This is a genomic window from Methanosarcina sp. DH2 (assembly GCF_020804225.1).
In the GTDB taxonomy this organism is placed as follows: Archaea; Halobacteriota; Methanosarcinia; order Methanosarcinales; family Methanosarcinaceae; genus Methanosarcina.
The window spans coordinates 83217-95111 of record NZ_WJBI01000012.1 but is presented as its reverse complement, the minus strand read 5'-3'; the positions used below and the strand labels follow the sequence as shown (position 1 = coordinate 95111).

General features: G+C 37.7%; 10 protein-coding genes. 5 read left to right on the top strand and 5 right to left on the bottom strand.

Annotated features, from left to right (window positions below; genetic code table 11):
* Nucleotides 1-114: 114 nt before the first annotated feature.
* Nucleotides 115-510 (bottom strand): DUF2769 domain-containing protein, encoded by a 396-nt coding sequence (locus tag FXV91_RS13245; protein ID WP_229391082.1) that lies wholly within the window; start codon nucleotides 508-510, stop codon nucleotides 115-117.
* A 441-nt stretch (nucleotides 511-951) separates the two neighbouring features.
* On the opposite strand from FXV91_RS13245, the gene FXV91_RS13240 reads away from it, so the two are divergent.
* Nucleotides 952-1101 (top strand): hypothetical protein, encoded by a 150-nt coding sequence (locus FXV91_RS13240; protein ID WP_229391081.1) that lies wholly within the window; start codon nucleotides 952-954, stop codon nucleotides 1099-1101.
* Between the two features lie 21 nt (nucleotides 1102-1122).
* Here the strand turns inward: FXV91_RS13240 and FXV91_RS13235 are convergent, their stop codons facing one another.
* The gene (locus tag FXV91_RS13235) at nucleotides 1123-1353 is read right to left on the bottom strand and encodes a type II toxin-antitoxin system HicB family antitoxin (RefSeq protein WP_229391080.1); all 231 of its coding nucleotides are present in this window, start codon (nucleotides 1351-1353) and stop codon (nucleotides 1123-1125) included.
* A gap of 280 nt (nucleotides 1354-1633) precedes the next feature.
* On the opposite strand from FXV91_RS13235, the gene FXV91_RS13230 reads away from it, so the two are divergent.
* The 3 genes from FXV91_RS13230 to FXV91_RS13220 all read left to right on the top strand — a co-directional run bounded on the left by FXV91_RS13230 (nucleotide 1634) and on the right by FXV91_RS13220 (nucleotide 4371).
* Nucleotides 1634-2389, top strand: a complete 756-nt coding sequence (locus FXV91_RS13230; protein ID WP_229391079.1) for a hypothetical protein — start codon at nucleotides 1634-1636, stop codon at nucleotides 2387-2389.
* Nucleotides 2390-2582: 193 nt separating this feature from the next.
* A complete protein-coding gene (locus FXV91_RS13225; RefSeq protein ID WP_229391077.1) occupies nucleotides 2583-2951 on the top strand; it encodes a hypothetical protein in 369 nt (122 codons plus the stop codon).
* 658 nt (nucleotides 2952-3609) lie between these two features.
* Nucleotides 3610-4371, top strand: coding sequence for a hypothetical protein (locus tag FXV91_RS13220; RefSeq protein WP_229391075.1), 762 nt, complete (start codon nucleotides 3610-3612; stop codon nucleotides 4369-4371).
* A gap of 430 nt (nucleotides 4372-4801) precedes the next feature.
* On the opposite strand, the gene FXV91_RS13215 is transcribed toward FXV91_RS13220, so the two are convergent.
* Together FXV91_RS13215 and FXV91_RS13210 are read right to left on the bottom strand one after the other, a co-directional pair.
* On the bottom strand, nucleotides 4802-6016 hold the full coding sequence (locus tag FXV91_RS13215; protein WP_229391073.1) for a hypothetical protein: 1215 nt from the start codon (nucleotides 6014-6016) through the stop codon (nucleotides 4802-4804).
* Nucleotides 6006-6530, bottom strand: a complete 525-nt coding sequence (locus FXV91_RS13210; RefSeq protein WP_229391071.1) for a DUF4365 domain-containing protein — start codon at nucleotides 6528-6530, stop codon at nucleotides 6006-6008. The genes FXV91_RS13215 and FXV91_RS13210 overlap by 11 nt, the downstream gene beginning before the upstream one ends.
* Before the next feature lie 277 nt (nucleotides 6531-6807).
* Between FXV91_RS13210 and FXV91_RS13205 the strand changes: the two genes are divergently transcribed.
* On the top strand, nucleotides 6808-8643 hold the full coding sequence (locus tag FXV91_RS13205; RefSeq protein WP_229391069.1) for a DUF2254 family protein: 1836 nt from the start codon (nucleotides 6808-6810) through the stop codon (nucleotides 8641-8643).
* Nucleotides 8644-8801: 158 nt separating this feature from the next.
* On the opposite strand, the gene FXV91_RS13200 is transcribed toward FXV91_RS13205, so the two are convergent.
* Nucleotides 8802-11819: a DEAD/DEAH box helicase gene (locus FXV91_RS13200; protein WP_229391068.1), complete on the bottom strand. Its 3018-nt coding sequence runs from the start codon at nucleotides 11817-11819 to the stop codon at nucleotides 8802-8804.
* Between the last annotated feature and the right edge of the window lie 76 nt (nucleotides 11820-11895).

The window sequence follows — 11895 nt, the reverse complement described above, 5'->3', positions numbered from 1 at the left end:
GATAGAAAATCATCATTCTCCATACTCATCTTTCTCTATACTTTCGGTATAGTCAATAACAAATAAAAAAATTGTAATAATGTATAAACAAAGGGCTAGAGCCCTATAAATAAATCATTTTGCTCTGCCATTCTGACAGAAGTACTGAGATGGTGTTGCTTCTTCAAGAACGTACTCATTCCAGACATCACAGGTGTTACAGATACACTGCTGATCAGGATTAAGATCCTGGCAGGCCGCTTTGCCTGTCGAGCAATATATTCCCGGAACGTCCTCAGAACTGGGAACTTCTCCTTCAGGCATTTCCTCCATTGCCTTTTTCGAATTCTCAAGTTTGTCTTTTACACATTTACTATCAGCCTGAACCGGACATTGTGGGCATCTGCACCTATTGATGTTTTCTCGTGAATAAGGAACTACAAAATTTGTTTCTCTTTGAAAAGATACATTTCTGTCTCTAGGTGTTGTTTGGTTTTCCCTTTCAGTTGATGTATTTTTACCATTGCTCATATTTTCCCCCCAATTTGGTATTCCATTAGTATTCGATACCAAGCTTTGGTTTTAGGAGATAAAAGTCTTTTCAGTTATAGAATAAATATATAATAGTACCTTTAGAAAATACATACTAAAATCAAGCAATTTCAGCCAGTGTATTATAAAAAAATTAGGAAGATCGCAAAAATGATATCTTTAAAAATTAATGCATGATCAGGAAAAAGAGAGAGTTTGACAGGACTTGCAGTGTCTAGATAAATTAGCGCTGGAAGTAGAGGATACATTTGATAGAGAGAAGAATTCTCAGTGTGTATTTTCTACGCAGAAGTGAGGCTTTTACAGGTTACACGGAAAAAAAGGTTCTGTGACCTCATAACCCATGCAAGGACAATGAAAGAAAAAATAGATCTCAGAGAAAAAGATATCTGCAAATAAGATTCGTATTAACCATCTATTATGGCAGAGGATGACATAAGAGAGCATATGATAGACATAGACTGCATACTTACTGATGAAGAGAGAAAGCTCGTAGATGAAAGTCATGAGAGCCAGAAAAAAGGAACTTTGATATCCCTTTCAGAGGTAAAGAAAGAAATGGGACTCTAATATTAAAAAGTACTTTTCACGTTATTCAGCCTCAAGACATACCTGTATCGCTTCTCTTATGCGCCCCATAGCCTGCTCAACTGTTTTTCCCTGAGTATAACAACCCGGTATGTCAGGAACTTTTGCAATATATGTCCCGTCTTCATCCTGCTCGATCAGGAATGTATAATTCAAGCTCTTGCCTTCCATCTTTACCGGAATAATATTTAATCTGTGAGTATTTGAAGTTGCTACCGGCAGAACTGAAATCAAAAGTTAACTTCGAACCTCAAAAAGCCGAAGCAATATAACTTTTTTATTATATTTTTACCATAGCTTCCCTCAAATCCTTCTGTTCTATCTTATTTGGATGGCTGCTTTTTTCAGGCACTGTATACCTTAGATCTTCAAAAATGCCATAAAAAGTAGAAAATTTAGCAAAAATATCCATCCTTATGCCTATGAATCTAAAATAAAAACTTATAAGTAGCCTATAATATAATTAACCTTTTAAGCTTGTTTTGATTAAAATTAAAGGGTAGATGAAGCTCAATTGACTGAAATTGCCGGAGAAACCCAGACGAAAAACGGCGAAAAGACAGATAAAGAATATTCGATAGAATGCGATCAAGACCGGACAACTATACGCACATACAAAGGAGAAATAAGAGACAGGAAAATTCTCAACTGGGTGCCTTTCATTGGAAGATTCGGAGTAATTGCCACCAAGGTAACCGGATGGTTAAATGCTCTTTTGGGAGCTATAATTTATCTTGGTTCTTTTAAAGTCTTTTTTGGATATATAGAAAAGTCTGAGGAATTTACTGGTTTCCTAATATGCATTTTAGGATCTGTAGTAGGGTTGGGTATTCACTTAATCGGCGATTTTCTAATTTACAACGTAAATTATGTGAAGGCTACCAGATGCGAAAGATGTCATATGAACTATGCTTATGAAGAAAGGGAAGAACCAGATATCAAAGAGGCAAGTACTGAAGACTCATATAACGTCACAATAACAAGGTACTGGAAGTGCAAGCATTGCGGATTTATGGATAGCAGTGAGAGCCCTGAGAAAATAAAAGCTCACAAAGGAACAAAGGGAAAGCCTAAAGAAATAAAATGTAAAAAATGTGGAAAGATAGGGATTAATTCCGAGTATAGAAATCCCGATGTAAAAAAGGAATCTTTTCCGATGATAGGACCAAGACCAGAAGGCGTTATAAACACAACTAGGTATTACAAATGCATTTACTGCGGAAATTTAAATACCACGGAAGAGGAAATGGAGATAAGAGCAAATATATAACGTTTTTATTATATTTCCGCCCCAGCCCCCCTCAAATCCTTCAACCGAAAGTTCTCCAATTGCGTCGTTGTCAAGATTTCAATTTTGGAAACCTTCCAGCTTACTATTCTCAAATAGAAAAAGAAAAAATATAGGTGAGGTAAAGACATAATTAATATTTAAAGGATGTTTTGAGAAATTAGAAGGTAGTCAATTGATAGCGATTGAAGAAAAGCTCCAGACAAAAAACGAAGGAGAAACAGAGGATTATTCAACAGAGTGCACACAAAAAACTTACATAACTACTTATAAAGGAGAAATAGGAAGCAGAAATATTCTAAAATGGATGCCCTCGATTGAAACCCATGGAAAAGCTGATGTTCATACTACTGGAGGGTTGATACAAATTATAGCCTTTTGCTTGGTGCCTTTAGCGTTTCTATTCCTGCCAGGATCATTTTTTGAAGAAAGGATATTAGATTTACTATTTTTTACATCAATTGTATTCATATTCCTTCTTTTGAGTGGAATGGGAACATTATCAGATGAAGAGTATGTAGAAGCTCCAAAGTGCAAAAAATGACATCGGGAGTATGCCTATAAACAAAGCGAAGAACCGGATATAAAAGAAGTAAGCACTAAAGATTCTTACACATTCACAATAACTCGATACTGGAAATGTAAATACTGTGGATACAAAGATAGCAGTGAGAGTTCAGAGGATATCATAGCCTACAAAGGAGAAAAGGGAATATCTAAAGAAATAGAGTGTGAAAAGTGCGGAAAAATGGGAATCAGTACCGAGTGTAGAAATCCCGATATAAAAATGGAGGAGATTAAAACGACAGCTACTTTCATAACAACCAGATATTACAGGTGCAAATACTGTAGACATGTCAATATTAAAGTGGAAAAGGAAAAATATTGTACTTTCGATTCGCCGTCTATTTGATAAAAGAGAGTAAAAACCTTGACAAACGTAATTTGTAAATTACTTTTTTATTATAGTTTCGCCCCAGTTCCTCTCAAATCCTTCGATTTTACCTTATTAATAGGCGCATGGATTCTCAGGCATCTAATAGATTCTATTTTTAGAAAAAAAAAACATTAAAAAAGATTATTTAATAAAAATGCCTGCATTTACACCCATAAATCCAAAATAAAAAATTATAAGTAATCTATAATCTAAATAAGCATCTATAATTTTTTTTATTGAACATTAGAGGATAGATGAAGCTCAATTGACCGAAATTGCCGGAGAAACCCAGAGAAAAAATGGAGAAAAATCGGATAAAGATTACTCGATAGAGTGGTTTGGAAACACATGCATAATCAGATACAAAGGAGAAATTTACAATCGAGCGTTATTCAAAGGAATTCCTTTTATTGGTTACCTGGGTTGGATTGCAATACTGTTTGCAGGGATAATATATATTGTTCTGGGAATATGCTCGATGTCAGTGGTTCTGTGGATAACGTATCATGCTCTGAACATCAATTTTTTATTAGGGTTCATACTAAGCGTATTATTTCTAATACCTACAGGACTTATTGTGATCGGTCTTGGGTCTTTTCTAAATATTCCCTATATAAAAAATACTACATGCAAAAAATGTCATAAAAAATATACATACGAAGAAAGAAAAGAACCAGATGTCAAAGAAGTGAGCACTGAAAAATCATATAAAGTCACAATAACTCGATACTGGAAATGCAAGTACTGTGGAAACATAGATATCAGCGAAATTCCAGAGACAGTAAGATGCTATAAAGTAAGAAAAGAACGTAAGGTAGAGATAAAATGCGAGAAATGCAGTAGAACAGGAATCCTGCCCGAGTGCAGAAGACCTGATGCAAAAGTCGTCGACTACATGGCTACAACCGACATCAGGTATTATCGGTGCGAAGGCTGCGGACACATAAATATTGCAATACAGAAAGGTCTCTCTAGTATGGACAGTACTATTTCTTATGAAAGTAGAGGAAGTGACCCGAGACTTTAAGTTTGAACTATAAACCGAAGCGATATAACTATTTTATTATATTTCCATCCAATCCCCCTCAAATCTTTCGATTGGAAATACCTCGATTGAGCCGCTGTTTTGAAGTTTAGTTAGTTTTTGAAGGCATAAGACAGAGAAGATTCATTTTTTAACAGAACCATCGAGAGTTGCTTCTTTTCCGATCTATCCAAGAAAACAGTTTTTATTATATTTTCCGTCTAACTGCCGGCATCTCTGTTATATGAAAAAGGAACCTGAAATTTCTATATTTAAAACAAAAGTCCATACAGCTTATACCTAAAACTGAGGTAATGACGTCTGATCAGATTTACTATGTATCTGCTAAATAAAAAAGGATAGGAAAGTAATGATAGGAGAAAGATTCTAAAAGAATACAAATGAACAAATGTTTTTGGTTCTGAAAAACTAATTAAAAGTCAACATCTTTAAAAGAAATTAGCTGCGCTTGGTTTTTACTTTTTAGAGCCTTACTTGTCCTTTCATCATGAATTTCATTAAAATTAGAATATGAGTCTATAAACCATTTATTTTTAGTTCGCCTAAGATTTCCAGAGACCTCTATTAACTTATTCTTCTTAATTTTAACACTATCAGTATGTATTAGACATGCTTTAAGATAATCTCCTTTTTTAAGAGTTATATGATAATCATTTTCCTGACTTTCTGCACGATGACCTAAGATTCTTATATTATAGTCGGATTCATCTTCTTCATTAAAAATATGTTTTAATTCTATGATCGTACCAATTACTGTGCAGTTAGTTATAGTTTCATATTCTTGATGCAATTTTTCATAGATTTCATTCAAATAACTGATGTTTGAATGTTTAATGCAAACTTTTGGATTTTCCACCATTTCTTTAGGGGCATCCCAAATAGGGGAAAAGTTCACAGCATATTCAATGTCTCCTTCTGAGAGTTCCAATAAGTTTCTTAAAGCTACACAAATATTTCCATTAATACTTTCTTCGTACAGCGATGTCAAATCTTCAATATATTTTTCCTGCTCAATTAACTTCAAGCTCCTAAAAATACGCTCAGTGACTTTTCTTCCTATAGGAGTGTATTGATCCTTTTGGGCATAATTTTCAGTATCATTTATAGGTTCTTCTACAGGCGTTTCTATAGTAATCCCATAACTACCCCTAAATGTGTGACCAATCCTACATTTTTTGGAGTAACTTTTTCCAGTAGAAAGGCTTTGTTCAAAATAGGGTTTTGCTACTTGTTCAGCAGAAGCGGAATATTCAATCAAATTCTTTAGATTTTTTATTATTTTTTCAAATGAACTAACACTTAACGAATTTATAGCTGAATCTTTTGCAATACTGATTTTCCAGACATCTTTGTCGACGTTGTTGATGGATTCTATTATTTCTTTTCTTCCTTTTTTTTCAACAGCCTCTAATACTCTAATCAAATCCCTAAGACGAAACTGGAAATCACTTGCATTAGGATTTGGAACAGTTAAAGGCACCTTATTAACGCCGTCTATCGAGAAGTAATACTTTACAGCCCCATCTTTTTCATCTGCCTTGCTCCAACCGGTTTGCTGAAGATAAAGAGGTATCAAGTTGTAGTGAAGACTATATTTCTCGGGATAATACTCAATTTCACATTTCATCTCCACACCTCATATATTCAAACATTTTGGAAATTGTTTCAGGCAGAAATATGTTATTTTTAGGAATTTTTATCGTAATAGTGTATTCATTTTCTGAAATATCATCATCTGCTGACACTTCATACCAGTAACAGCATTTCCTTAATATAATCTCCTCAGGTGATATACTTAACCATTCATCTCTCTTTTTTGGAAGGCATAAAAGTATTAATACATATGGGGTTTTTGCAATGTTATCTTTGAACCTGATTACCATCTTATTATAATTTTTAACCTCTAGATTGTAAATAATGAAATCTTTCCTACAGTTCCAATTTACAGTAGATTTAAGTTGATAATCCATGGTTAAACCGGGAACTTTACCTATTGCTGGAAAATCACGGATCTCACGTATAGTTCCATCAATTCCATAATCATGGGTAGCTCTGCATTCCAACTCAACCCCTGCCATCGCAGCGATAGCATTCATAGCAGCTATACTCAAAAACTCCTCAGAATGCTGCATTGTAATCATACTATGTTCTCCGCACCTGAATAACTTTAAACAAGATCACAAATGTATAACGGACTTATCATCTGTAATTGAAACTGATATTTTCCAAGTATTGGGAAAATTTATAAAAGAAGGCAATAATAACTTTTTCTATTTTATCATGATTATGAAGAAATTTAGTAAATTGAATGTAATTACTCAGCTTATGTAAAGCAAAACAAATGGACATTTCTTGATATCTATCCCTGAAATAATACAATTACAATAAATTTATATTATTGCTAACCTTTGTGGATATATGTTAAGAGGAAGTAATTTAGAAAATTTGTTGAGAAACAATATTCATGGCATTAAAACTACGAAATCTCAATTTTATTTGAACGGTAACTTCGATAAGAAATATCCTCTATTAGTTATCAAAGCTTATTTACTGATGATGATTATTATGTTTTTTTCTGTCGCTTATAACAGATTCATATATTTTGTCTTAATTGGAATACTTCTTTTGAGTATTTTTATAATTTTTAAAATAAGATTGGATCACATATTTAAAACAAAACTAACTCAAAAGGTTGTTCATTACATCCTGCTTTTAGTTATAGCAGGAGTAATAACTTATTTTTTTAAAGAATTGACTTATTATCATACAGATGTGGATAGCGCAGGCTATTTTATTAGTTTAATAGTACAGAGTGAAGCTGCGATAATTGCTATAGTAGTCACTTTAAGTCTAGTTGCCGTTCAACAGGCATCCTCATCTTATTCTGCACGCGTTATTAATATATTCAAAGATCGTAGAAGAAATCCAGACTTTTTCATCCTGATGATAACATATGCGATCTGCATCATTTATGGGGCATACTTGGCAAAAATAATAAAAACTCCAAACTTAGGCAATCAAATTTATACAATAGTAGACCCTTCATTTGAAACTTATATTTGGATTTTATACGCATCTTTCATTTTTTCACTTTTAGCTTTAGGATCATATATTTTAGATACACTTGAGATGTTCAAACCATCTATTTTGATAAAGCTACTTTCAGAAAATATCAGCAGAGAGGCTATTGAATCGGCAATTAAACTTGAAAACTCAAATAACGTTGATGAGAGGGGCGAAATCCAACCTGTTAACGATACAATTCAGCCAATTATTGATGTGCTTCAGGGTTCAATGATGGCTTATGATTATGAAACAACAAAATATGGATTGCGAATAGTTGAAAACAAAGCAATCCAAATTCTCAAAGACAAAAATCACGATTTAACTTGTAAAGAAGCTATAGCAAATAGAGTTATTGATTATATTAAAATAGTTGGTATTATTGCAGTGAGACAAGAAATGGAAAGAACAGCAATTGATGCATCTCATACACTTTTTAATATTGGAAAAGTTTTGATTGAAGAAGGACTGCATAATCCAATACCTTTAATAATCGATTCACTTAAAAAAATTGGAAGAGATTCATCAACTAAGGATAATTTGTTGGATTCTTCAGTTCAAACCATAGATAACCTACAAAAAATTGGAAAAATGATGATTGAAAACAATGAAAAAAATATAGTTAAGAAGACAATTAATTCAATTGGAGAGATAGGAATTGGCTATATCACGCCACAGTATAATGAACCTCCTGTACTTATCGAGCATATAATAAAAATACTTAAAGAATTTGGAGAGGAAGTTACTGAAAAAAAATGGGGAATAGAAACTGGAGTTGTAATAACAAATTTAGGTACTATTGGTTTGAAGATTATTGAAAACGAACGAATTACAGGAGATATCGAAAATTTAGAAAGACGGGTATTAATTTCCCTTTATTCAATATTTGAAGTTGCAATAGACCAAGATCTTGAAAATCCAGTATATGGGATAACTTCAACAATAAGAAATATTGGAGTAAAAGCATCTGACAAAAATCCAAGTTTAGTAAAGGAAGCAAAGGTGTATCTTGGATATATTCACACGGCGTTGTCTCCCAGATGTCTAGATGTAGTACCAGAAAATTTGTGGATCAAATTATGTAAGCATACTTCAAGATGTGAAAAAGACCTCGAGAATTTAATTGAGCCTATCCCAAAACCAGTTTTGTTCCCAAACAGTGAGAGTTTTAAAATTATTTTTCGTTACTGAGAACTCGGGTGATTATCCAAAACTCGAGATTTTGAAACGCAATTTTGAGTTTTGGAATCAGCTCATTGAATAAAATAGTTTATAATCTATTTATTTACAACCAATATCTTCATGTCCTTTAAATATATGGGTTAGAGGAAGGCAAATTTATCATATTTTCATTCCCAGAACTTCTTAGTCTTCACGTAATTCCTCTCCGCAATCAAAATATCCCTGTAAAACGCCTCTTCATCCACTCTCATCTTCTCAATAACCCTTGACGCCGTCTCCGGCCCTATCCCCCTGCTGGCAAGCGCAATAACCGCCTTTTTTCCCTGCGAGCGGACTATGCTTGCATTCCTGTAAACCCTCTGTATCCGCTTCTTTTCTTCAGGAGAAACTTTGACATTTCTACCCTGCTTTTTGACAAGGTTGATTTCCTCTTCTTCCCAGGGCTTGAGGGCTGCAATCATCTGAGACTCACAGACCGGGCAGACAATTTCTTCCGGGACGCTTTTCACCTGGCGGTGGGAGGTCCATTTCTTGCAGTTCGTACAGAATAGAATGATTTTGTCGTTCATAATTCGTTCCTTAAGGGCGAGGACAATTGAACGGTCAGCTTTTTCCGGCGCTATGAGGTCTCTTTTCATGGCAAAGCCGGCTGATCCTATCGGGGTCGGGCCTGAAACTTCGATTGATATTTCGCCGGCTGCGAGTTTTGTCAGGACTTCTTTTGCCCTGGGGACGTCGAGCATGTCGTGGAATATCTCACGGACTACCTCATCGTACATTGAGGAGCCTTCATAGATTTCAAGGAGCTTTTTCATGCTGATCCTGTCGTAGTCGATGTCCCGGGAGAGGGCTCCGAACTTGCGGGCTACGTGGACCATTTTCCATTTCATGAGGGTGGTATTTTTCAGGGTCATTTCGATGATGGGCTCAACGTGTTCCGGACGGAGAGAGAGGAGCATGTCCCGGATCTGGACAGGTCCTACCCTGCGCGGGAGGGTCAATCTGATCCTGTACGGGTCCACTTCCTGGGCTACGCTGCCTCCAAAACGAGCTGAAAGGAGGGAGGTAAGGACTCTGGCAAGGGTTCCGTTGGTGTTGTGGCCAAAACAGGCGTTCAGGGTTACAGCGTCTCCCTCGTCTTCGATTACGATTGTTTCTGCGTCCGGAAGCGGGAAATTTCCTTCTACATGGTCCCGGAGGAGGCGGATAACTTCAAGTACGGCTGCCCTTGCCACAGGATATTTGCGCTGCAGCTTTTCCGCAACTGCCTCATCATCAAGCCCTTCGCGGATTAGGGCTGCGGTTTCAGCCCTGAGCTTTCCCACAGCCTGGGCTACCTCAAAGGGTACGGGGATTTCTTCTCCGGACCAGCTCGGGACTTCGCCCATGCCTTCGACCGGCTCGACCTTGATCCTGTCCCGGCCAGGTTCCCGTTCGCGGTCAGGCATCTCAATGACGCGCCACATGTCCCCTTTTGTTATAAAAACGGCTCCAGGCTCGGCAAAGTTTACTACAAAGGCTTCGTCCAGAACTCCGATAGATTTTCCGCTCACGATGTCATAGATCTCGTACTTCTTTTCGTCCGGGATCATGGAGAGGTTATCGTAATAATATTCCCGGCTTTTCTTGCGCCTCTTCAGCAGGTCTGAGCCTTTATCGCGCCAGACAAGTTTGTAGTCTCCTATCTGGTCAACCACTCTCTGCAACTCTTCAATCCGCAGTTCCTTGAAGGTATAGGTCCTTCTGAGAATCCTGAAAATCCTGTCTATCCCGATCTCCCCGAAGTCCATGACCATGCCTGCAATCTGGTTTGCCACAACGTCAAGGGAATTCCTGTGCGGGGAAATCTCTTCGACCCTGCCTTCGAGTGCAGCTTTTGTAATTGCCATGCTCTCTGCGGTATCATCCGCTTCCATGGAGATGATTGTACCTCGTGAGACCTCGTGCAGCCTGTGCCCTGCTCTTCCTACCCTCTGAAGCAGCCTTGAGACCTGGCGAGGAGAGCCGTACTGGACTACCCGATCAACATTTCCGATATCGATCCCTAGCTCCATTGACGAGGTGCAGATAAGGCCCCTGAGGGCTCCGGACTTAAACTCTTCTTCGGCTTCAACACGGGCTTCGAAGGATAGGGAACCGTGATGCACTCCAATGGAGGCTCCAAGCTTACGGAAACCTGCTGCAAGAGCCTCTGCACTCTGCCGCGTGTTCACAAAAATAAGGGTGGACTGGCTTTCTTCAACTATTTTCCTGATGCAGAGAAGGTGAGAGGCAAATTCAGGATCACAACCGACTGTTCTTGAAATTTCCAGAATTTCCTTTTCTCTGGCTGCATATCCGGTTGTATCTCCAACTATATCCCCTACGTTATCCCCTACGTTCTCCCCTACTTTATTCCCTACTTTATTCCCTACTTTATTCCCTAATCTATCTCCTGCTTCATCTTCGGCTGCACCTCCGACTGTATCTCCACCATGGTTCTCTCCGGAGAGGTGAGGGCTGACCACATCGAACTCCAGCAATTTCAGCAGTGCAACTTCAATAACCGTAAAATCCCGGTTTGTTCCTGCCAGAAACTTTGCAATCTCCCAGGGGTTCCCGACTGTTGCAGAAAGCCCTATTCTCTGGAACTCCCCTGAGATTTCCACAAGCCGCTCAAGCCCGACAGTTAACTGAGCTCCGCGTTTTGAGCCTGCAAGCTCATGGATTTCATCGACCACGACATGGGTTACGGTTTCAAGGTTCTGCCGCAGACGGGAGCCTGTAAACATTGCCTGCAGGGTCTCAGGGGTCGTGATCAGCACGTCAGGCGGGTTTCTCGATTGGCGCTGCCTTTCACTCTGAGGAGTGTCCCCATGCCTGACCTGAACTTTAACGTCAAGCATTTGCCCGAGGACTTCAATTCGGGAAAGCATGTCCCGGTTAAGCGCGCGCAGGGGAGTAATATAAAGAGCGGAAATGCCTCTTCGCGCTTCAGGTTTCTTTTTCAGGATGCTGTGAAAAACGGGAAGCACTGCAGATTCGGTCTTTCCCGACCCTGTCGGAGCTATCAGAAGGGTGTGCTTTCCGTCCATTATATGAGGAAATGCCCTTTCCTGTGGTTCTGTAGGTTTTTTAAACCCCAGAGTGTCCAGGACTCCCTGAATTTTCGGGTGGAAAGAGTTAAAGATATTATTGAATGTCATTTTCCCTGTAATTAATTTCAATAATGGATAACCTAATATTTTGTTAATACGCACGAGTATAAATATCAGTATGTAA

What these genes read in the sequence shown, in the direction of transcription:
- FXV91_RS13245 (WP_229391082.1), bottom strand. Translation starts at nt 510, where the DNA reads ATGAGCAATGGTAAAAATACATCAACTGAAAGGGAAAACCAAACAACA.
- FXV91_RS13240 (WP_229391081.1), top strand. Translation starts at nt 952, where the DNA reads ATGGCAGAGGATGACATAAGAGAGCATATGATAGACATAGACTGCATA.
- FXV91_RS13215 (WP_229391073.1), bottom strand. Translation starts at nt 6,016, where the DNA reads ATGAAATGTGAAATTGAGTATTATCCCGAGAAATATAGTCTTCACTAC.
- FXV91_RS13210 (WP_229391071.1), bottom strand. Translation starts at nt 6,530, where the DNA reads ATGATTACAATGCAGCATTCTGAGGAGTTTTTGAGTATAGCTGCTATG.
- FXV91_RS13205 (WP_229391069.1), top strand. Translation starts at nt 6,808, where the DNA reads ATGTTAAGAGGAAGTAATTTAGAAAATTTGTTGAGAAACAATATTCAT.
- FXV91_RS13200 (WP_229391068.1), bottom strand. Translation starts at nt 11,819, where the DNA reads ATGACATTCAATAATATCTTTAACTCTTTCCACCCGAAAATTCAGGGA.